The organism is Bradyrhizobium sp. 27S5, assembly GCF_037217225.1.
Lineage (GTDB): Bacteria > Pseudomonadota > Alphaproteobacteria > Rhizobiales > Xanthobacteraceae > Bradyrhizobium > Bradyrhizobium septentrionale.
The window spans coordinates 6551903-6572279 of sequence record NZ_CP147714.1 but is presented as its reverse complement, the minus strand read 5'-3'; the positions used below and the strand labels follow the sequence as shown (position 1 = coordinate 6572279).

17 protein-coding genes and 1 pseudogene are annotated in these 20377 nt (G+C 64.3%); 11 read left to right on the top strand and 7 right to left on the bottom strand.

Translation table 11 applies throughout. The features are described from left to right. Window positions 1-85: 85 nt before the first annotated feature. Both WDM24_RS31070 and WDM24_RS31065 read left to right on the top strand, forming a co-directional pair. The gene (locus WDM24_RS31070; RefSeq protein WP_166304567.1) at window positions 86-280 is read left to right on the top strand and encodes a hypothetical protein; all 195 of its coding nucleotides are present in this window, start codon (window positions 86-88) and stop codon (window positions 278-280) included. 90 nt (window positions 281-370) lie between these two features. Next, window positions 371-1075: an SDR family oxidoreductase gene (locus WDM24_RS31065; protein ID WP_338828472.1), complete on the top strand. Its 705-nt coding sequence runs from the start codon at window positions 371-373 to the stop codon at window positions 1073-1075. Between the two features lie 75 nt (window positions 1076-1150). Here the strand turns inward: WDM24_RS31065 and WDM24_RS31060 are convergent, their stop codons facing one another. Continuing rightward, window positions 1151-1780, bottom strand: coding sequence for a ferric reductase-like transmembrane domain-containing protein (locus WDM24_RS31060; protein WP_338828471.1), 630 nt, complete (start codon window positions 1778-1780; stop codon window positions 1151-1153). Window positions 1781-1800: 20 nt separating this feature from the next. After that, entirely contained in the window at window positions 1801-2289 is a 489-nt protein-coding gene (locus WDM24_RS31055) for a Twin-arginine translocation pathway signal (protein ID WP_338828470.1), read from the bottom strand. A 397-nt stretch (window positions 2290-2686) separates the two neighbouring features. On the opposite strand from WDM24_RS31055, the gene WDM24_RS31050 reads away from it, so the two are divergent. Together WDM24_RS31050 and WDM24_RS31045 are read left to right on the top strand one after the other, a co-directional pair. Then, on the top strand, window positions 2687-5356 hold the full coding sequence (locus tag WDM24_RS31050; protein WP_338828469.1) for a flavin-containing monooxygenase: 2670 nt from the start codon (window positions 2687-2689) through the stop codon (window positions 5354-5356). 118 nt (window positions 5357-5474) lie between these two features. Continuing rightward, window positions 5475-6250, top strand: a pseudogene (locus WDM24_RS31045) (IS5 family transposase). A gap of 13 nt (window positions 6251-6263) precedes the next feature. Here the strand turns inward: WDM24_RS31045 and WDM24_RS31040 are convergent. Continuing rightward, window positions 6264-7106 carry a GNAT family N-acetyltransferase gene (locus WDM24_RS31040; RefSeq protein WP_338828468.1) on the bottom strand — a complete coding sequence of 281 codons (843 nt, stop codon included), beginning with the start codon at window positions 7104-7106 and terminating at the stop codon, window positions 6264-6266. A 152-nt stretch (window positions 7107-7258) separates the two neighbouring features. Continuing rightward, window positions 7259-7903, bottom strand: coding sequence for a TetR/AcrR family transcriptional regulator (locus WDM24_RS31035; RefSeq protein WP_338828467.1), 645 nt, complete (start codon window positions 7901-7903; stop codon window positions 7259-7261). Between the two features lie 190 nt (window positions 7904-8093). Here WDM24_RS31035 and WDM24_RS31030 point away from each other — a divergent pair, with 190 nt between their 5' ends. The 4 genes from WDM24_RS31030 to WDM24_RS31015 all read left to right on the top strand — a co-directional run bounded on the left by WDM24_RS31030 (window position 8094) and on the right by WDM24_RS31015 (window position 14687). Beyond that, complete coding sequence (locus WDM24_RS31030; protein WP_338828466.1) at window positions 8094-9398, top strand: HlyD family secretion protein; 1305 nt, start codon at window positions 8094-8096, stop codon at window positions 9396-9398. 51 nt (window positions 9399-9449) lie between these two features. Then, the gene (locus tag WDM24_RS31025) at window positions 9450-11039 is read left to right on the top strand and encodes a DHA2 family efflux MFS transporter permease subunit (RefSeq protein ID WP_338691310.1); all 1590 of its coding nucleotides are present in this window, start codon (window positions 9450-9452) and stop codon (window positions 11037-11039) included. Between the two features lie 375 nt (window positions 11040-11414). After that, window positions 11415-13217, top strand: coding sequence for an ABC transporter ATP-binding protein (locus WDM24_RS31020; protein WP_338828465.1), 1803 nt, complete (start codon window positions 11415-11417; stop codon window positions 13215-13217). A gap of 84 nt (window positions 13218-13301) precedes the next feature. After that, window positions 13302-14687 carry an MATE family efflux transporter gene (locus tag WDM24_RS31015; RefSeq protein WP_338828464.1) on the top strand — a complete coding sequence of 462 codons (1386 nt, stop codon included), beginning with the start codon at window positions 13302-13304 and terminating at the stop codon, window positions 14685-14687. A 30-nt stretch (window positions 14688-14717) separates the two neighbouring features. Here the strand turns inward: WDM24_RS31015 and WDM24_RS31010 are convergent, their stop codons facing one another. Further along, complete coding sequence (locus WDM24_RS31010) at window positions 14718-15461, bottom strand: sulfite exporter TauE/SafE family protein (RefSeq protein ID WP_338828463.1); 744 nt, start codon at window positions 15459-15461, stop codon at window positions 14718-14720. A 107-nt stretch (window positions 15462-15568) separates the two neighbouring features. On the opposite strand from WDM24_RS31010, the gene WDM24_RS31005 reads away from it, so the two are divergent. After that, complete coding sequence (locus WDM24_RS31005) at window positions 15569-16285, top strand: alpha/beta hydrolase (protein ID WP_338828462.1); 717 nt, start codon at window positions 15569-15571, stop codon at window positions 16283-16285. Between the two features lie 69 nt (window positions 16286-16354). Here WDM24_RS31005 and WDM24_RS31000 read toward each other — a convergent pair whose 3' ends face one another. Both WDM24_RS31000 and WDM24_RS30995 read right to left on the bottom strand, forming a co-directional pair. Beyond that, window positions 16355-16882: a hypothetical protein gene (locus tag WDM24_RS31000; protein ID WP_029078924.1), complete on the bottom strand. Its 528-nt coding sequence runs from the start codon at window positions 16880-16882 to the stop codon at window positions 16355-16357. 268 nt (window positions 16883-17150) lie between these two features. Beyond that, on the bottom strand, window positions 17151-17513 hold the full coding sequence (locus WDM24_RS30995; RefSeq protein ID WP_338828461.1) for a ClpX C4-type zinc finger protein: 363 nt from the start codon (window positions 17511-17513) through the stop codon (window positions 17151-17153). A 229-nt stretch (window positions 17514-17742) separates the two neighbouring features. Between WDM24_RS30995 and WDM24_RS30990 the strand changes: the two genes are divergently transcribed. Together WDM24_RS30990 and WDM24_RS30985 are read left to right on the top strand one after the other, a co-directional pair. Beyond that, window positions 17743-18762: a patatin-like phospholipase family protein gene (locus WDM24_RS30990; protein WP_338828460.1), complete on the top strand. Its 1020-nt coding sequence runs from the start codon at window positions 17743-17745 to the stop codon at window positions 18760-18762. Window positions 18763-18766: 4 nt separating this feature from the next. Further along, a complete protein-coding gene (locus WDM24_RS30985; RefSeq protein WP_338828459.1) occupies window positions 18767-20218 on the top strand; it encodes a GntP family permease in 1452 nt (483 codons plus the stop codon). Window positions 20219-20377: the final 159 nt, after the last annotated feature.

The following is a 20377-nucleotide window of genomic DNA, read 5'->3' as shown; positions in this document are numbered from 1 at the left end:
GCGGGGTATCCCACCTCGAATTCATACGTCCTCCTGTCCACATTCGGGCGAGCTCGCTAGTAGAGCGCAGTCCCTGGAGGCAAAGATGACGACCTATCGCGCCTATATCGTCGGACCGCACAGCCGATCCATCGGCGTGGTCAACATGGATTGCAGCGACGACGACCAGGCCATCACATCGGCCAGCCGTCTTGTCGATCACCATGATGTCGAGCTGTGGCAGATGGACCGGCCCGTCGCCCGGTTCGAAGCCTGCTCAAAGCAGGTATTCCGCAAGTAGTGCGACACTGCGCGGCAGACCGGGTGTCGCGTCCCGCGATCCCTGATGATAGACCTTGCGCCAGGTTCGTCATCACAGGGATATCAGGTCATGGCTTTGGAGAAGGTCGCACTCGTCACCGCAGGCGGCAGCGGCATGGGCGCGGCGGCGGCGCGGCGGCTTGCCGCCGATGGCTTTCGCGTCGCGATCTTGTCGTCGTCGGGCAAGGGCGAGGCGCTGGCCAACGAACTCGGCGGCATCGGCTTCACCGGCTCCAACCGTTCGAACGAGGATCTGAAGCGCGCCGTCGACGGCGTGATGGCGCGCTGGGGCCGCATCGATGCCCTGGTCAACAGTGCCGGCCACGGCCCGCGCGCGGGTGTGCTGGAACTGACTGATGAGCAGTGGCACACCGGCCTCGACGTCTATCTGATGAACGTGATCCGCCCGACGCGTCTCGTCGCACCGGTCATGCAGGCGCAAAAATCCGGCACAATCGTCAACATCTCCACCGCCTGGGCATTCGAGCCGAGCGCGATGTTTCCGACCTCGGCGGTGTTCCGCGCCGGGCTTGCCGCGTTCACAAAACTGTTCACCGACAGCTACGCAGCCGACAATGTCCGCATGAACAATGTGTTGCCGGGCTGGATCGACAGCCTGCCGGCAACTGACGAGCGCCGCGACAGCGTGCCGATGAAGCGCTACGGCAAGGCGGAGGAGATCGCCGCCACCATCGCGTTTCTCGTCTCCGACGGCGCGGCCTACATCACCGGCCAGAACATCCGCGTCGATGGCGGCCTGATGCGATCGATTTGAGGACTTGCCGAAAGACTGGAAAGCGCTACTCGGAATACGTTCCGAACGTCGTCATCGCTATCAATTCCGCCTGGTTTACTGTCGCGCAATGCTCTCTGCGCGCGACGTCGCTCGCTTTCGCCACACCCGCAAGTCAGCCATGACTTTTATGGTCGCGCCGAGGACCAGTGCGCAAAGGGCCGCCTTCGACACCATCTCCATCGTCCCCTCGACCAGCATGCCATGGACCACACTCCCCGCGACGATCACCACCGCAAGGGACATGTGAGCAATGCGCCACGTTCGCGGTCGGAGTCCCAATCGCCGACGTAGTGCCGCCAAAAGCGCAACGGCGAAGATTGCCCACATGGCGATCACACCCCACGGCGAAAACGGCGTCGGCGATGAGAAGAGAAGGGCGTCAATCATGTCCGGCGGACTGGTGATCCAAAGGCCCCCGACGTGGACCAGCACCGCCACGACCAGCGTGCCTCCGATCCAGTGATGTGCACGCCGTCCACGATAAGCCGCCAGTCCCGGCAAGTAGCCGCCAATCAGTAAAGGCTGAACGAGCACCAGACCCAGTGCGATAATTCCTGCGAATCCGGCCAGGATGTAGATCGGACCGCGCCATGCGAGCAGCGGGCTCGCCGCTGCCGCGGCGATCGGCACGCAAACGGCGGCGATAAGAGCGGCCCAGATCAGGGTTACCCGGGCCAATCTCATCCTTTTTGATCCCAACCCGGTCAGGCCGGCTGAAGCACGAAGTGCGCCTCCAGGCTGGTATCTTTTGCACTCCGCATGATGGGACGCAGGAAGACGGTTTTGAATTCACCGCTGTCATAGGCGAGGTGACCATGCGGTTGGCCAAAGATAGGAATGATCTGCGGCATCTCGAGACGGAACGCCCCATTCTTGTCGGTGAGCGTGGCTCCATGACTCTGCGGCTCGTGCTCCTGCCCCTCGGTCGTGTGCGCCCATATTTGGATGCGCTGCCCGGCAAGTGGAGTCCCGTCGCCTGCGCGGCGTACGGTGCCGCTCATCCAGAAGCCGCCCTTGCCGATCCGGTCCACGATCGGCGCACCCTTGCGGTAATTGTTCGACCCGCCCAACATCGAATCGGTCGGTGCGAGGCCTCCCGCGCGGGCGGGCAACAGGAGCCCGGCAACTCCGGTTACCAGGACGGAGCCGCCAGCGGCGAGGAGGTTGCGACGGTTGAACACGACGGCGGTCATGTAAATTCCTCCTGGCGATCGTGCAGTTGCTCCGCCGAAGGTACAACAACAGGCGCGAGGTGCCCAGTTGAGGAAGGTGAAGAACGCGATAGGTCGCAATAACAGAGTTGTGAACGGGTGTGCCGGCCGCTCAACCCGCGTCGTTGACGAGGCAATCCATGCGTCCGCATATGCGGTGCGGTGGATTGCTTCGGCTCGCTCGCAATGATGGGATGCGGCTCGACCTTCCTCATGTGCTCGGGGCCCGCAACAACACCACTTGCGTCTACGCGCTGCGCGTTTCGTTCCAAGGCGCGCGCGCCACAATTGCGGCGACCTCAGATTGCGTTTGTCGTGATGACAAACTGAAAGCGCAGGGCTAGCCTTCCGTCAAATCAAAACATACGGGAGGAATGGCATGCCAGACGCAGCAGTTGCAGCACGCGCTTCGGACTCCACGCACAGCGAAACCACGCAGCAGGTCGACGTCGCGGTCGTCGGCGCCGGTTTCGCCGGTCTTTATCTGCTGCATCGGCTGCGCAAGGCGGGCTTCTCGGCGGTTGCGCTCGAAGAGGGCGCCGACGTCGGCGGCACCTGGTACTGGAACCGGTATCCCGGCGCGCGCTGCGACATCCAGACCATCGACTACAGCTACACCTTCGATCCCGAGCTCGATCAGGCCTGGACCTGGTCGGAGAAATACGCGACCCAGCCGGAAATCCTGCGCTATCTCGGCTTCGTCGCCGACCGCTACGATCTGCGCCGCGATATCCGCTTCGGCACCAAGGTGACGCAGGCGACCTGGAACGATGCGACCGCGCGCTGGCAGATCTCGACCAACAACGGCGCCAATGTCTCGTGCCGCTACTACATCATGGCGACCGGCTGCCTGTCGGCGCCGAAGCCGCCGGAGATCGACGGCGTCAAGGATTTCAAGGGCCAGATCTATTTCACCGGCCGCTGGCCGCATCAGGGCGTCGATCTCAAGGGCAAGCGGGTTGCCGTGATCGGCACCGGATCGTCGGGCATCCAATCGATTCCGCTGATCGCCGAGCAGGCCGCGCAACTCACCGTGTTCCAGCGCACGCCGAACTTCGCATTGCCTGCCGGCAACGGCCCGGCGCCGGAGGATCGCAAGACCTTCTTCGAGACCGACCGCGCGGCCTATCGCGAGCAGGCGCGCTGGTCGATGGCTGGCGTGCCGTATCCGCAGCAGACCGTGGTGAGCTGGCAGTTGAGCGACGCCGAGCGCCGCGAGCGCTTCGAGAAGGCGTGGGCGGCGGGCGACCTCGTTCATATCCTGACCCAGCTCTGGGCCGACCAGGCGGTCGATGTCGACGGCAACCGGCTGGTCGCCGACCTGATCCGCGAGAAGATCGGCGCCGTGGTCAAGGATCCGGAGATCGCCGCGGCGCTCGCTCCGCACGATCATCCGTTCGGCGCCAAGCGTCCCTGCCTCGATACCAATTATTACGCGACCTACAACCGTCCGAACGTGACGCTGGTCAATCTGCGGCAGGAGCCGATCAAGGCGATCACGGCGAGCGGCATCTCGACCGATAGGCGTAGCTTCGATGTGGACGTCATCGTGTTCGCGACCGGCTTCGACGCGATGACCGGCGCGATCATGGCGGTGCATCCGATCTCCGGCCGCGGCGGCAAGTCGCTGTCGGATGTCTGGGCGCACGGACCGCAGACTTATCTCGGCATCACCGTCGCGGGCTTCCCCAATCTGTTCATGATCACCGGCCCCGGCAGCCCGTCGGTGCTGTCGAACATGGCGGTGTCGATCGAGCAGCATGTCGACTGGGTGGTGGAGCGGATCGCCGCGCTGCGCGACGCCGGCTTCACCACGATGGAGGCGACCGAGAACGCGCAGGCCGGCTGGGAGCGGCACATGGCCGACTGCGCGACCCTGACGCTGCATCGGCTCGCCAACACCTGGTACACGGGCGCCAACGTGCCCGGCAAGCCGCAGGGCGTGATGCCCTATACCGGCGGCGTCGGCCCGTATCGCAGCATCTGCAATGAGGTGGTCGGCCGCGGCATGCTCGGCTTCAAGCTGTCGGGTCCCGGCGTCGCCGAACAGTGCAATGACGGCGAGGTCGTGCGGCTGCAGCCGGACGTGCGGCTGGTGCTCGGCATGCTGGCCGAGATGAACCTGCCGCCGATCGAGACCATGGGTGCGCAGGGCGCGCGCGACTTCCTGACCGAGTTCAACAAGGGCCGTCCTGCCGGCCGTCCCGTCGGCGAAGTCGGCACCGGCATGTTGCAGGGTGCCGACGGCCCGCTGCCCTACAAGCTGTATCGGCCGGCGACGCCGGGGCCGCATCCGATCGTGGTCTATTTCCACGGTGGCGGCTGGGTGCTCGGCGACGAGCTGTCGGACGATCCGTTCTGCCGCGATCTGTGCCGGCGCACCGGCATGATCATCGTCAGCGTCGGTTATCGCCACGCGCCCGAGCATCGCTTCCCGGCGGCGGCCGAGGACGGCTATGCGGCGACGCGCTGGATCGCCGCCCACACCGTCGAACTTGGCGGCAGGGCAGGGCCGGTGCTGGTCGCGGGCTGGAGCGCCGGCGGCAATATCGCGGCTGTCACCTGCCAGCTCGCGCGCGATCGCGGCGGGCCCGAGATCGCGGGCCAGCTCCTGATCTGCCCGGTCACCGACTCCTCCTTCGACCGGCAGTCCTATGTCGACAACGCGGCCGGCTACTTCCTGACCCGCGGGCTGATGTACTGGTTCTGGGACTTGTACTGCTCGCCCGCCGACCGCACCGATCCGCGCGTCGCGCCGCTGCGCGGCAAGCTCGACGGCCTGCCGCCGGCGTTCATCGCGACCGCCGAGTTTGATCCGCTACGCGACGAGGGCATCGCCTATGGCGACGCGCTCGCCAAGGCCGGCGTCAAGGTCGAGCAGCTCAAGGGGCACGGCCACTTCCACTCGTCGTTCGTGATGGTCGACGTCATCATCACGGGCGTCAGCGGCCGCGTGAAGATGGCGCAGGCGCTGCGCCGCTTCGCCGGACTGCCCGTGGAGCTGGAGCAGGGCAGTGCCGCGCCGCAGATCAACGCGGCGGCGAACTAGACTGGGAGTCTTGCGGCGCTTCGGTTCTCAACCAGGACCGAAGCGCTAGGTGGTGTGGACTCTAAGGATTCCCTTTTAGGAGCAAATCAGATTCAAGGCTGCTTTTGGGGAGGCCGCCTTGGGTGTGATGGACCGTTTGGTATTGAGCGACGCGGCGTGGGAGCGGATAGCGCCGCTGATCATAGGGCGCCCCGATCAGAAGGGCTCCACCGGGCGCGACAACCGGATGTTCGTGGAAGGTGTGCTGTGGATCGTGCGTACGGGGTCTCCCTGGCGCGATCTTCCGGAGGTGTTTGGGGACTGGAACAGCGTGTTCCGGCGCTTCAGTCGATGGAGCATCAAGGGTGTTTGGTGGCGGATCTTCGAGGCGATGTCCGATGATCCGGACTTCGAATATCTGATCGTCGATTCCACCATTGTTCGGGCGCATCAGCACGCCGCCGGCGCCAAAAAGGGGGGGCTGAAGATCAAGCGGAAGATCAAGCGATCGGCCGCTCGCGCGGCGGCCTGAGCACCAAGATACATATGGCCGTTCGAGGCTTGGGATGTCCGGTGCGGTTCACGCTTACCGCAGGTCAGAAGGGCGATGCACCGCAAGCCGCCGCATTGATCGAAGGCTTATCCGCCGAGGTCGTCATGGCCGATACGGCCTATGACGCCGATCACTTGCGCCAAGCCATCGCCGCCAAAGGCGCGCTCGCCGTGATCCCCAACAACCCGTCACGGGCGCTCAAATATCCACTCGACAAGCATTTCTATGCCCAGCGTCATCTCGTCGAATGCTGCTTCTCAAAGCTCAAGCAGTTCCGCCGCGTTGCAACCCGCTTCGAAAAGACCGCCCGAAATTACCTGGCCGTCGTCACTCTCGCAGCCATCGTCTTATGGATGCGATAAGTGTCCACACCACCTAGCCTAGCTCGAACGTCGTGACGCCGAACACGCGATCGATCCGCAAAGGCGGGATCGCGCCGGTATACATTCGCGCGGTCTCGAACACCGGCGAGAGCCCGAGGCCTTCCGCCAATGCGACGGCGTCGCGGTTGACGGCGGGGACATCGAGGAAGATCTCGCCACTGCCGGCGCTCGCGAGCAATGCCGACAGGATGGTCTCGGCGCCGGCGCGGTCATCGGCGACAAGCGGACCGATCTTGCGGCCAGTGCGGCACGGGCGGATCACGCCCCAGCCGGCGAGAGCGCCGTCGCGCAACAGCGCGCGCCCGAGATGCGCTGATGTATTGATCCAGGCGCGCAGGAAGGCCGGACGCGGCGCCGGAAACACCGTGGCGTCATCGGCCTCGATCAGCGCCGCCGGCACATCGGCCAGCGCGACGATGCCGGCGTTCGGCGCCGGCGGCGCGGCAACCGTGCCGCCATAGCGTATATTGGCGTAAGCGAGCGCGAAGCCGGATTTTTGGTAGTTCGCCCGCTGCGCCACCACTCCGTCGAGCCCGATCACGCGTGGATGCGCATGCGCGATGGCCGCATTCCATATCTTCAGGCCATGGCCTCGGCCGCGCAGGTCCGGACGCACGATGTAGAAGCCGAGGAACGCAAACTGCGCGCCGTAATTGACGCAGGAGACCACCGCGGCCGGCCGCCCGTCGAGCTCGCCGATGAAAAATCCGTGCGGGTCCTCGGCGGCAAAGCACGCGGCATCGGCGAGACCGGGATTCCATCCCTCTGCCGCGGCCCAATCCACCGCGAGCGTGATCTCGTCTGGCCGCATATGCCGGATGCTGAGGTCGTTCATGGATGGCCATCCTCGAATTGGCGCCGCAACGGTCAAGGTAGCGCGCTAATCTCTCCCCGTCATTGCGAGCGAAGCGAAGCAATCCATCGCGCCGCGAGGATTGAAGAGTGGATTGCTTCGTCGCTGACGCTCCTCGCAATGACGGTGCGAGATCAGTTCGCCTGCTTCGGCCGGTACGCCGCGAAGAACACCCGCGTTGCACTGTCGACGACAACAGTGATCCGCTCCGGCGAGGGCGACGGATTGGCCTGGAAGATGAACGCCTGGAACAGCGTCGCCTGGCACATCTGCATGAACTGCCAGGCCGCGAGCTGATAATCATCGATCACGAGCTCGCCGAGCGCGGCGCGCGCCTCGAGATAGGCGGCGAAGCGGTCGACGGTGTGGGCGATCACGTGGGTGTAGAACCGGCTGCCGAGCTCGGGCATCCGCTCGGCGATCGCCATCACGGTGCGGATCGCCGAACCGCCGCCGGGCCGGCACAGCACCGCGACATAGGCGCGGCCGAATTCGGGGAGGGTGGTGTCGACGTCGCGCGTCGGATCGAAATTGAAGGCGACCTTGCCCTGCTCGAGCTTTTCCTCCTCGACGATCGCCGCGAACAGCCCGGCCTTGTCGGGGAAATAGACATAGAGCGTGCCCTTGGAGACGGCGGCTGCGCGGGCGATCTCGCCCATGCTGGCGCCGTCAAAACCGAGCTCCAGGAACACCTTGCGGGCGCCGTCCAGGATCTGGCGTCGTTTTGACGGTTCTTCCTCGCCGACGGGCTGGAGGGAGGCTCGGGGGGCTGCAACCATTGATTTAGCTTCTCGCCAAAGAACTCAACCCGGAATGCGCAAGGTTGAGAATCGAAGCGTTATAATCCCTGCCGAGGGAATATAGATTGACCGAACGGTTCGGTCAATGCTATTGGTGGGAGTGACGATGAGCCGCACGGCCCTTATTCCGCCACTGCGGGCATCGAGACTTTTTTGGGGAGCCTCGGCTATGGCCGCAGCACGAGATCAGGCTGCACGCATTGTTCGTTCCGGGCCAGAGATGGCCGAGGACGCGACGGCGCGCGACGCATCCGCCGATCTCGGCGAGCAGGCCAGAACTGACGAAACCAAAAGGGCCGACGAATTCAAGCGTCCCACCGAGGCGCCGCCCGCTTCTGCGCCCGAGCAGCCGGCGGCTTCGCCCGCTGCTTCTGCGCCGCCGAAATCCGGCAAGCGCAAATTCGTCATGATGGGCGTGGTCGGCCTGCTCGCGATCGCGGCCGCAAGCTATGCCGCCTATTACCTGATGGTCGGACGCTTCTACGTCTCGACCGACGATGCCTATGTCCGCGCCAACAACACCATGCTCGGTGCGCGCGTCGCGGGCCATATCGCTGCGATCCTGCCCGGCGACAATGCGCTGGTGCGCGCCGGCGATGTGATCTTCCGGATCGACGACGGCGACTATCGCATCGCGGCCGATGCCGCGCGCACCCGGATCGCGACCCAGCAGGCGACGATCGAGCGCTTCGGCCGCCAGGTTGCGGCAGCCGAGAGCACGGTCGAGCAGGCGCAGGCCCAGCTGGTGTCCGCCGAAGCCGGCCTGAAGCGCGCCGGTCTGGATTTCGATCGCCAGCAGGAGCTCAGCACCAAGGGCTTTGCCTCTCGCGCCACGTTCGAAGTCTCCGAAGCTGGCCGCGATCAGGGCGCCGCCGCCGTTCGCTCGGCGCAGGCCGCCTACGACACCGCAAAGAGCAATGTCGAGGTGACCAGGGCGCAGCAGGCCGAGGCCCGCGCCCAACTCGCCGAATTGCAGACCCAGCTCGCCAAGGCCGAGCGCGATCTCGATTTCACCCAGGTCCGCGCCCCGGTCGACGGCACCTTCTCCAACCGCCTGGTCAATACCGGCGACTACATCAATGTCGGCCAGCGGCTCGGCAATGTGGTGCCGCTCGACGGCGTCTTCATCGACGCCAACTACAAAGAGACCCAGCTCAAGCGCATCCGTCCCGGCCAGCGGGTGACGATCAAGGTCGACGCTTACGGCTTCCGCAAGTTCACCGGCATCGTCGACAGCATCTCGCCGGCCGCGGGCTCGGTGTTCACGCTACTGCCGCCCGACAACGCCACCGGCAATTTCACCAAGATCGTGCAGCGCCTGCCGGTCCGCATCCGCGTGCCGAACAGCGTCGCCAAGCAGGGCATGCTGCGCGCCGGCATGTCGGTCTACACCACCGTCGACACCAGGGAGGGCGCGGCCGACGCCGACGCCGATACCGATCTCGACGCGCCGATGATGATCCATCCGCAGTGATGCCTTGAAGCTTCGAACCTGAGGGTTCGAAGCGCGGAGCCTGATAAGCCCATGGCCGACGCGACCACTGCTTCCCCTTCGATGATGGCCGGCGCCTCGGAGTCCGAGCGCCTCCAGCCGAAACGGGTGGTTGCGTTCATCATCATGGTGTTCGGCATGTTCATGTCGATCCTGGACATCCAGATCGTTTCGGCGTCGCTCACCGAGATCCAGGCCGGCCTGTCGGCGTCCTCGACCGAAGTGTCGTGGGTGCAGACCGCCTATCTGATCGCCGAGGTGATCGCGATCCCGCTGTCCGGCTTCCTGTCGCGCGCGCTCGGCACCCGGCTGCTGTTCGCGATCTCGGCGTTCGGCTTCACGGTGTCCAGCCTGCTGTGCGGCTTCGCCTCCACGATCGAGCAGATGATCCTGTGGCGCGCGCTGCAGGGCTTTCTCGGCGCCGGCATGATCCCGACGGTGTTCGCCTCGGCCTACACCATCTTCCCGCGCTCCAAGTTCTACATCGTGGCGCCGATCATCGGGCTGGTCGCGACGCTCGCGCCGACGGTCGGGCCGACGGTCGGGGGCTTCATCACCGATCTGATGTCGTGGCACTGGCTGTTCTTCATCAACATCGTGCCCGGCATCATCATCACGATCGGCGTGCTGGCGCTGGTCGATTTCGACCAGCCGAACTTCGCGCTGCTCGAGCGCTTCGACTGGTGGGGCCTGATCTTCATGGGCGGCTTCCTCGGCTCGCTGGAATATGTGCTGGAGGAAGGCCCGCAATATGAATGGCTGCAGGACACCTCAGTGGCGATCTGCGCCGCGATCTGCTTCGTCTCGGCGATCGCCTTCTTCTGGCGGGTGTTGACCGTGGAGGAGCCGATCGTCGATCTCTATGCCTTCTCCAACCGCAACTTCGCGGTCGGCTGCGTGCTGCAGTTCTGCATCGGCATCGGGCTCTACGGTCTGACCTACGTCTATCCGCGCTATCTCGCGGAGGTCCGCGGCTACAGCGCGCTGATGATCGGCGAGACCATGTTCGTCTCCGGCATCACCATGTTCTTCATGGCGCCGGTGGTCGGCCGTCTGATGCAGAAGGTCGATTTGCGCTACATCATCGCCTTCGGCCTCGTCACCTTCGCGCTCGGCTCCTGGCAGATGACCTGGATCACGCGCGAGTACGATTTCTACGAGCTGCTGGTGCCGCAGATCCTGCGCGGCATCGGCATGATGTGCGCGATGGTGCCGACCAACAATATTGCGCTCGCCACACTGCCACAGGACCGCGTCAAGAATGCCTCCGGCCTGTTCAACCTGATGCGCAATCTCGGCGGCGCGGTCGGGCTCGCCTTGATCAACGAAGCGCTCAACCACCGCACCGATCTGCACATCTCGCGGCTGCAGGACCGCGTGACCTGGGGCAACACGACCGCGGTCGAGACCCTCAACAATTTCACCCAGCGTTTGCAGGGCATGGGCGATTCCACCTTGATGGCGATGAAGCAGCTCTCGCAGATCGTGCACCGCCAGGCCCAGGTGATGAGCTACGGCGACGCCTTCTTCATGCTGTCGCTGTTCTATGTCGGCCTCAGCCTGCTGGTGCTGTTCGTCAACAAGCCGCCGCCGATGACCGACGCCGGCGGCGACGCGCATTGAGAGCATCGGCATCGCGCGTCGTGTGCACCCGTTGGCGTGCGGAGCGTTGCATCGCCGACACAGTGGCGCACTTGGACGCAATCACGCGCTTGTCATCTTGCCAATCGCGCCTGATGCATTTATAAGCAGCGCATTCCTTACTCGAACCCGGGAGATGCGCATGAAGTCGTTTATTTCGCAGATCGTGCGCCCGCGTTCGATGGTGCTGGACGCGCTTACGCGTTAGCTCCCGGCGCTGATTGGGCCTGATCCCCGATCATCAAAGCTTCCCAACAAATTACCGATTGTTTTCAGCGACTCCTGCGGCCGGATTCCGTCCGCCAGTCGCCTTAAGTGGAGCCGGCTTGCGCTGCAAAGGCGTGGCCGGAATGTGCCATGACCTCTCTGACATCCAAGCGACCGGCCGCGATCCGGATCGTCTTGCCATTCGTGTTCCGCCATTGGCTGGAGCAGCCGCTCCGCGCCTCCGCCGTGACCGCGGGCTTCCTCGGTGCGACCGCCGCCGACCTGTTCATGCCGGTATTCTCCGGTCATCTGGTCGACGCATTGACCGCGGGTTCGACGGATGCCGCCGCGCGCCATGCCGCGATGCTGGCATTCGGCGCCATCGTAGGCCTCGGTGCACTGTCGCTGATGCTGCGGCTGGTCGGCATTACGACCATCGTGCCGTTCACGCTGAAGACGATGTCCGATGTCGGGCAGCAGGCCTTCATGCGGGTGCAACGCTTCTCGACCGACTGGCACGCCAATTCGTTCGCCGGCTCCACCGTGCGCAAGGTCACGCGCGGCATGTGGGCGCTCGACCTGTTGAACGACACCATCCTGATGGCGCTGCTGCCGTCGCTCGTGGTGCTGCTCGGCTCGATGATCCTGCTCGGGCTGCACTGGCCGCAGCTCGGCGCGGTGATCGCCATAGGTTCGGTGATCTATGTCACGATGACCATGGCGTTCCAGGTGAGCTACGTCGCGCCTGCCGCGCGCGTCTCCAATGCATGGGACACCAAGGTCGGCGGCACGCTGGCCGACGCCTTGACCTGCAACGCGGTGGTGAAGTCGTTCGGCGCCGAGACCCGCGAGGATATCAGGCTCGACGGCGTCATCAGCCGCTGGCGCCGCCGGGTGCGGCGGACCTGGCTCCGCTACAACCACACTTCGACGGCGCAGCTGCTCGTGCTGCTGTGCTTCCGTGCCTCGGTGATCGGCGGTGCGATCCTGCTGTGGGCGGCCGGCCGCGCCACGCCGGGCGACGTCACCTATGTCCTGACCAGCTACTACATCATCCACGCGTACTTGCGCGATGTCGGCATGCACATCAACAACCTGCAGCGTTCGGTGAACGACATGGAGGAGCTGGTGCAGATCCACGGCGAGCCGCTCGGCATTGTCGACGCGGTCGACGCTGGAACGATCGACATCCAGGGCGGCCGCATCGTGTTCGACGACGTCACGTTCCACTATGGCGGCCATCGCCGGCCGCTCTATGACGGGCTGTCGGTCGACATCGATGCGGGCGAGCGCGTTGGTCTCGTCGGGCGCTCCGGCTCCGGCAAGACGACCTTCGTCAAGCTGGTGCAGCGGCTCTACGACGTCACCAGTGGCAGAATCCTGATCGACGGTCAGGACATCGCGCAGGCGACGCAGCAATCGCTGCGCAGCCAGATCGCGATCGTGCAGCAGGAGCCGATCCTGTTCCACCGCACGCTGGCGGAGAACATCGCCTATGGCCGGCCGGGCGCCGGCATGGAGGCGATCGAGCAGGCGGCGCGGCTTGCCAATGCGCACGACTTCATCATGCGGCTGCCGAAGGGCTACGGCACGCTGGTGGGTGAGCGCGGCGTCAAGCTGTCGGGCGGCGAGCGGCAGCGCGTGGCGCTGGCGCGCGCCTTCCTGGCGGATGCGCCGGTCCTGATCCTGGACGAAGCGACCTCGAGCCTCGACTCAGAGTCCGAGGCGCTGATCCAGCAAGCGATGGAGCGGCTGATGAAGGGCCGGACCTCGATCGTGATCGCGCACCGGCTGTCGACCGTGCGCAGCATGGATCGCATCCTGGTATTCGATCGCGGCGAGATCGTCGAGCAGGGCACCCATGAGGCGCTCGCCGCACGTCCCGGCGGCATCTACCGCGGCCTGTTCGAGCAGCAGGCGACCGAGTTCGGCCAGGCCGCGGCGGCGGAGTGAGCGATGGCGCGTGGCTGACGGATTCATCTCCGGCAGCCACGCGGCCCAAATTGACCTCAGAATCGATTTGAGAATGGAATTGAAATGAAAGACCTTACGCGCGGCTCCATCGTGAGCCACATCTTGGTCATGGCTCCCCCGATCGTGGTCGGCATGATCACGATCATGATCTGTCAACTGGTCGATTTGTATTTTGTCGCCGGTCTCGGCGAGGCCGCCGTGGCGGGGGTATCTGCAGCCGGCAATGCCGGTTTCCTCGTCAACGCGCTGATGCAGGTGCTGGGCGTCGGCACCGTCTCGCTGATCGCGCATGCCGTGGGACGCAAGGACCGCAGCGATGCCAACCTCGTGTTCAATCAGTCGATCGTGTTGTCGGTGCTATCAGGGCTGTTGACGCTGTGCGCGGGGGCATTGCTGTCGCGCCTCTATATGCGCTCGGTCGCTGCCGACCAGGCCACCATCGAAGCCGGCACCACCTATCTCCTGTGGTTCATGCCGGCATTGGCGCTGCAATTCATCACCCAGGTGATGGCGTCAGCGCTGCGGGCTACCGGCATCGTGCGGCCCAGCATGCTGGTGCAGGCGGTCGCGGTCATCATCAACATCGCGCTGGCGCCGGTCCTGATCGCAGGCTGGGGCACCGGTCACGCGTTCGGCGTCGCCGGGGCGGGTCTGGCAAGTTCGATCGCCGTTCTCATCGGCGTGCTGATGCTGTTCGCGTATTTCCGCAAGCTTGAACGCTACGTCGGATTCGATCCCGCGCAATGGCGTCCACAACTCCGGCAGTGGACGCGGATCCTCAATGTCGGCCTGCCTGCAGGCGGCGAGTTCGCGCTCATCTTCGCCTGGATGGGCGTGATCTATTATGTGCTGCGCGATTTCGGCCCGGCGGCCCAGGCCGGGTTCGGCATCGGGACGCGCGTGCTCGGCCTGATCCAGATGCCGGCATTGGCGGTGGCGCTTGCCGCCGGCCCGATCGTCGGACAGAATTTCGGCGCCGGCAATGGCAAGCGTGTGCAGGAGACCTTCGTCAAGGCGGTGCTGATCGGCACGGTCGTGATGATCGTCTTCACTGTTCTCGCGCAGTGGAAGCCAGGGCTGTTGCTCGAGGGCTTCTCGAACGATCGCGAGACCATGGCGGTCGCCGCCCAGTTTCTGCACTTCGTCTCCATGAATCTCGTCGCGCAGGGACTGATCTTTACCTGCAACAGCGTGTTCCAGGGTCTCGGCAACACCAGGCCGGTGTTGCTGAGTTCGGTCGTGCGCCTCGTCACCTATGCGGTGCCGGTGATCTGGCTCTCGACGCGGCCCGGCTTCCGGATCGAGCACGTGTGGTACTTGTCGATCGTGACGACGACGCTGCAGGCCGGTTTGAGCTTGTGGTTGCTGCGTCGCGAATTCAGGAAACGTCTCGTGCCGCCGGCGCGCGACGTTGCTCCGGAACGCGTTGGTCTCGAGCCGGTGGGATGACCGGCTCAGCCAATTTGCGATGGCGGTTGATCAACGCGGCGGCAGCCCGTTCCAGACCAGCGCCACGCCGGACAGGAACAAGAGCACCAGCACGACGTCGGAGAAATTGCGGTCGCTGAGCGCGTGATAGAGCCGCGCGCCAAGCCAGGCGCCGAGCAGTGTCCCGGGAAACGCGCAGGCCACCAGCCAGATCAGCTCCGGCTTCACCAGGCCGCTGGCGATCTGGATGAGAAGCGCGGCCGCCAAAATTGTGAAGTTGAAGATCTGGAACACGCCGCGCCGCTGCTGCTTGCCCCAGCCGCGCAGGCTTGCCCACAGGATCGGCAGCGGACCGGACAGTCCGGCGAGGCCGCCGAGGATGCCGCCGGCAAATCCGATCGCGCCATCGGCCCATTTGCCGCCGAACGAGATTGACATCGGCTTGCGCTGCAGGAACAGCAGGGTCGGGAACACCAACAGGAAGATGCCGATCGTCAGCTTGAACACGCCGGGGTCGGCCCGCGCGATCAGCAGAATGCCGATCGGCACGCCGGCGAGGCCGCAAATGACGAACGGCCAGACCAGGCGGAAATCGATGCTCTTCCAGATCGACGCCAGCGTCGAAACCTGCGCGATGACAGAGCAGACCAGCACCAGCGGCACCGCAAGCGTCGGCGGCAGCACATAGAGCCAGATGCCGAGCGCCATCAGCGCGGTGCCGAAGCCGGCAAGGCCGGAGACGAAACCGCCGGCCAGCGCGCCGAAGAACAGGATCGCGTAACCAGCCGGGGTCATCCTCGTCTCGTTCTTCTGATCATTTGCAGCGACGTTTACACGACGCGCGTGGCGGGTACACTTCGAAATCGCGGCTCATCAACCATAATCGGAATGGAAGCATCCCAATGACTTCGAGTTCGTCGAAAACCTTTCTGGTCTGTCACGGCGCCTGGTCGGCAGGATGGGTCTGGAAGAAGATGCATCCGTTGATGCAGGCTGCCGGGCACCGGCTGATCACGCCGACCTACACCGGGCTCGGCGAGCGCGCGCACCTCGTCCATCGGGGGCTCGATCTGGAAGCGCATATCCGCGACATGCTCAACGTCATCTCATACGAAGACCTGCGTGACGTCGTGCTGGTCGGCCATTCCTATGGCGGCATGGTCGCGACCGGCGTCGCCGACCGGGTGCGCGAGCGCATCGCGCAGCTGATCTATCTCGACGCCTTCGTGCCGCGCGACGGCCAGTCGCTGTTCGACCTCAACGAGCCGGTCATCGAGACCATGCGTGAGCTCGCGCACGACGCCGACGGCTGGCGTATCCCGCCGATGCCGACGCCGCCGGACACATCTCCCGAAGACGTCGAATGGCTGACCGCGCGCCGGGTCGACATGCCGATCAAATGCTTCGAGCAGAAATTGAAGCTGCAGCACGGCGAGACGAATTTGCCACGCAGCTACATCTACGCCACCCGCACCACCCAGGCCGACACGTTCGGCCAGTTCGCCCGGCGCACCAGGAACGAAGCCGGCTGGCGCTATTTCGAGATCGACGCAAGCCACTCGCCGAACGTCACCGCGCCGGAGGCGCTGATGGCGCTGCTGCAGGAGATCGTTTCCTGACGAGCCGTCGTTCCGGGGCGATGCGAAGCTTCGCGCCGGAATCAATCAGGTGCGTTTGTTTGCCCAGGGTCATGCACCACGCGCGTCGCGCACGGCCTGAGCGACTTTCGTCGCCTGCGATACTCGTCCGATTTTCGCGCCTGCAATGATCTTTCTTCGGCGTTCGCTTGGCTTCGGCACCATGCCGTCGCCCGCGGTAGCGCCGGCCGAGGGACGAGTCATGAAGTTCGCGGCTCGGTGCAGTGCGAGGGCCTTTCGAGCTGCTTCGACATGCGCGGTCCGAGCTGCGAGGTTATGCAGACGCCTGAGCTCCGTGTTCACCCGCTTCACCGCCGCCGCGAAGACTTGCTTTCGTTCTGAAGCATGCTTGTCGGTTCCTGGAAAGCTTGTCCCGCGAGCCTCGGCTTTTCCGCGGCTCTCTCGCTGCTTTTGTCGGCTGACCGTTCGCTCCTTGTCGCGCATCTTGCGCAAGCGGGGTCGCATAGCCTCAAGCTCAGCCACCTCGACGTTGTAGATGGCGGGATGATGCGTCAGGCGGATTGCCTCATATTCTTCGTGGCTGAGAATGCTGCGCTCGAACTTGCAGGCGACCGACATTACCATTCCTCCGTTTGATTTCCTGAATCCCGGGCAGAAGGAGACGTCCAGCTCCAGCCGATCATAGCTCTAACGCCGCTGGATGGCTAATTTGCCACCGCATTCGAAGTTCTATTTGCCGGGCATTCTGTTGACGCTGCCGCTATCATCCTAACTGGCTGATGGCGTTGTTTCCGAGCTTCCCGAGCAGCGCATGCGATCGCTCTCGGGCCTGCAACTCGGCGTTCAGAGTCCGCAGGAGATTGTTTACGTGAGATTTCGGACCCGATCAGGGCTTGCTCGGCAACCCCTCGACAAACTTTCGATGCTCCGCCAGCCACTCCGGATGGTCGGCGGCAAAGACCTGCACGCAGAGTTGGACGCATTCGTTGCAGATAAATGCCTTGGGTCCTGCCACCAGTTGCAGGACCTGCGGCGCGGCCTTTCCGCAGAATGAGCATGATGGCCCCGACGATGCCTCCTCCTCATTGTCCGCGAGGCGGATTCCTTCACTCTTGAGCGCGCCGAGGAGCGCTTCGACGTCGTCGGCGCTAAGCTCTTTCGGGCACAATTCATTCAGTTGATCAAAAGTGATGAAGCCTGAGCGGCCACTGATCTTGCGTGCCGCCTGAATGATCTTCTGAAGGTCCATCTGCGATCCTCCGCGAAGGGCGCACTCTACGCCCGCCGCCCCATGTATGTCGCCTTTTAAGAAACGTGGGCCTATGGCCACATTGAAGCGATTGGGTCGCTTCGCTGCGGGATGAGACAACGTCGTTCGAAGTTCGCCATCGGAACCAGGCGGTGACCGCAACTTTGGCTCGCATGTTCGGCCAAACCGCGACATAATGAGCGTCTCGCGTGCTGGTGAACGTGGTCTCATGAACCGTAGCCCCGTGCTCGTAGACTTGGCGCTCCAGGGTGGAGGATCGCATGGTGCGTTCACATGGGGCGTCCTGGATCGGCTTCTCGAAGAGCCGTGGTTTCAGATTGCCGGCATATCCGGGACATCGGCCGGAGCGATGAACGCCGCCGTGCTGGCGGATGGTTGGACCGCGGGCGGCGCTGCGGGCGCACGTGAAGCGCTTGAAAAATACTGGCGAAGCGTCTCGCGCGCCGCCGCATTCAGTCCGTTGCAACGGTCGCCGCTCGACCGCCTGATGGGACGCTGGTCGCTCGATAGCTCTCCGGCCTATCTCTTCACCGATTTGATGTCGCGGATGCTTTCACCCTACGATCTCAATCCGCTCGGCTTCAATCCGCTGCGCGACATATTGAACGACAGCATCGATTTCGAGCGTCTTGCGCGCGCGCCGATCAAGCTCTTCATAACCGCCACACGCGTGCGTACGGGGCGCGGACGGATTTTTCGCAACGCGGAGATTACCGCGGATGTCCTGCTCGCGTCGGCCTGCCTGCCAACGATGTTTCCTGCGATCGAGATCGATGGCGAGCCCTATTGGGACGGCGGCTATGCGGGTAATCCCACGATTACGCCGCTCGTTCGCGAGACCGACGCGCGCGACACCGTCCTCGTCCAGATCAACCCGACCGAGCGGCTGGAGCAGCCGCGCACGGCCGCGGACATTCTCAATCGGCTCAACGAGATCTCATTCAATTCGCCGCTGGCAAAGGAGCTGCGGATGATCGCGTTGCTTCGTCAAGTTGCCGATCCCGGCACCGGAGAAGGCGCCCGCTGGGCGCAGATGAAGACGCACCGGATCAAGAGCGACATGCTTGCGACGTTCGGTTCGTCATCCAAGCTTAATGCCGAATGGGCGTTCGTGGCCAAGCTGCACGAGGAAGGGCGGCGAGCCGCCGGCGAATTCCTCGACGCGCATGGCGCCGATCTCGGTGAGCGTTCGACCGCCGATCTCGATATTCTGCTGACGGAGTGCTGAGGCGATGGGCCTTCTCGGCATTCTCGTCGGGCTTGGACTATTGGTCTGTCTTGCTTTCCGCGGTTGGAGCGTCTTGCTGCTCGCGCCGCTCTGTGCGCTGGTGGCCGCAGCCTTTGGTGGCGAGCCGTTGCTTGCCAACTGGACGCAGACCTTCATGGGCAGTGCGTCGGAGTTTCTCGCGCAGTTCTTTCCCATTTTTCTGCTTGGCGCCGTGTTCGGGAAGCTCATGGATGACAGCGGCGCGGTCACTGCGGTCGCGGGCTTCATCTCCCGATGTCTGGGCGAACGCCGGGTCATCCTCGCGGTCGTGCTCGCAGGTGCACTGGTCACGTACGGCGGCGTCAGCCTCTTCGTCGCGTTCTTTGTCATCGTTCCGATGGCGCAGTCGCTGTTTCGCACGGCGGGGATTCCGCGTCGTCTGGTCCCGGCGGCGGTGATTCTCGGGACTTCGACCTTTACCATGTCGGCGCTGCCGGGCACGCCGTCGATACAGAATGCGATACCGATGCCTTTCTTCGGCACGACCCCCTTTGCCGCACCGGGCCTCGGCGTTGTCGCATCGATCATCATGCTTGGCGTCGGGCTGTGGTGGCTGCTTCGCGCAGAGAGAGCAGCGCGTCGCGCAAATGAAGGCTATGGCGACGAGCCGCCGGCTTCGGAGGATGCAGCCGACGATGAGCTGCTGCGCGAGCGGGCTACGACGGCACGAGAATTCGATCCGGCGGAGATCCGCCACGGATATCACAGCAACGCCGCTGTCCCGATTTTCAACGCCATCCTTCCGCTGATCGTCGTCGTCGCAGTCAATCTGGTGACGTCGCTCGTTGTCCTGCCCCGGCTTGATTTCTCATTCCTGGCCGAACAGCGGTGGGGAAACACATCGCTGGCTGCCGTGGCTGGTGTTTGGTCGGTTGTCGTGGCGTTGGCGGGAGCGATCGTGACGGTCATCCTCTGCAACTGGACGCGACTGCCCGCACTACGACGAACCATGGATGCCGGTGCCAACGCGTCGGTCCTGCCGGCGCTGAGCGTTGCAAGTCTTGTCGGATTCGGCGCCGTTATTGCCTCGCTTCCCGCTTTCGGCGTGGTGCGGGACTGGGTGTTGCGAATTGAGGGCGGCCCACTGGTGTCGCTCGCAGTCGCGACGAACATCCTTGCCGCGCTGACGGGGTCGGCTTCCGGCGGCTTGACGATTGCGCTCGATGCGCTGGGCCGGACCTATATGGATCTTGCCGCGGAGGCGGGTATTGATCCCGGCCTTTTGCATCGCGTCGCGGTGATCGGCTCGGGAACACTGGACATTCTGCCTCACAACGGCGCGGTCGTTAGCCTGCTTGCGATCTGCGGGCTCAAGCATCGCGAAAGCTATCTCGATATTGTCATGGTCGGCATTGCGAGTTCCGTTATCGCTCTCGCAGCGGTGATTGCGATCGGCACCGCATTCGGGTCGTTCTGACGCGAGGCGACGGGGCGGCACTGCTGGCCGCAAGGCGCGCCCTGGACGGTCATCTGCAAATGGCGAGGGGTCCGGCGTGTTGCGCCGAGCCCCTCATGGTCCACCTTAGCAAGACGCGTTTTCTTGACGCGAACCGGAACTCCACTTCGCTCGAAAACC

Excerpts from the sequence above, each read along its gene's own strand:
- WDM24_RS31070 (WP_166304567.1), top strand. The coding sequence starts at position 86 with ATGACGACCTATCGCGCCTATATCGTCGGACCGCACAGCCGATCCATC.
- WDM24_RS31065 (WP_338828472.1), top strand. The coding sequence starts at position 371 with ATGGCTTTGGAGAAGGTCGCACTCGTCACCGCAGGCGGCAGCGGCATG.
- WDM24_RS31060 (WP_338828471.1), bottom strand. The coding sequence starts at position 1,780 with ATGAGATTGGCCCGGGTAACCCTGATCTGGGCCGCTCTTATCGCCGCC.
- WDM24_RS31055 (WP_338828470.1), bottom strand. The coding sequence starts at position 2,289 with ATGACCGCCGTCGTGTTCAACCGTCGCAACCTCCTCGCCGCTGGCGGC.
- WDM24_RS31050 (WP_338828469.1), top strand. The coding sequence starts at position 2,687 with ATGCCAGACGCAGCAGTTGCAGCACGCGCTTCGGACTCCACGCACAGC.
- WDM24_RS31040 (WP_338828468.1), bottom strand. The coding sequence starts at position 7,106 with ATGAACGACCTCAGCATCCGGCATATGCGGCCAGACGAGATCACGCTC.
- WDM24_RS31035 (WP_338828467.1), bottom strand. The coding sequence starts at position 7,903 with ATGGTTGCAGCCCCCCGAGCCTCCCTCCAGCCCGTCGGCGAGGAAGAA.
- WDM24_RS31030 (WP_338828466.1), top strand. The coding sequence starts at position 8,094 with ATGGCCGCAGCACGAGATCAGGCTGCACGCATTGTTCGTTCCGGGCCA.
- WDM24_RS31025 (WP_338691310.1), top strand. The coding sequence starts at position 9,450 with ATGGCCGACGCGACCACTGCTTCCCCTTCGATGATGGCCGGCGCCTCG.
- WDM24_RS31020 (WP_338828465.1), top strand. The coding sequence starts at position 11,415 with ATGACCTCTCTGACATCCAAGCGACCGGCCGCGATCCGGATCGTCTTG.
- WDM24_RS31015 (WP_338828464.1), top strand. The coding sequence starts at position 13,302 with ATGAAAGACCTTACGCGCGGCTCCATCGTGAGCCACATCTTGGTCATG.
- WDM24_RS31010 (WP_338828463.1), bottom strand. The coding sequence starts at position 15,461 with ATGACCCCGGCTGGTTACGCGATCCTGTTCTTCGGCGCGCTGGCCGGC.
- WDM24_RS31005 (WP_338828462.1), top strand. The coding sequence starts at position 15,569 with ATGACTTCGAGTTCGTCGAAAACCTTTCTGGTCTGTCACGGCGCCTGG.
- WDM24_RS31000 (WP_029078924.1), bottom strand. The coding sequence starts at position 16,882 with ATGTCGGTCGCCTGCAAGTTCGAGCGCAGCATTCTCAGCCACGAAGAA.
- WDM24_RS30995 (WP_338828461.1), bottom strand. The coding sequence starts at position 17,513 with ATGGACCTTCAGAAGATCATTCAGGCGGCACGCAAGATCAGTGGCCGC.
- WDM24_RS30990 (WP_338828460.1), top strand. The coding sequence starts at position 17,743 with ATGAACCGTAGCCCCGTGCTCGTAGACTTGGCGCTCCAGGGTGGAGGA.
- WDM24_RS30985 (WP_338828459.1), top strand. The coding sequence starts at position 18,767 with ATGGGCCTTCTCGGCATTCTCGTCGGGCTTGGACTATTGGTCTGTCTT.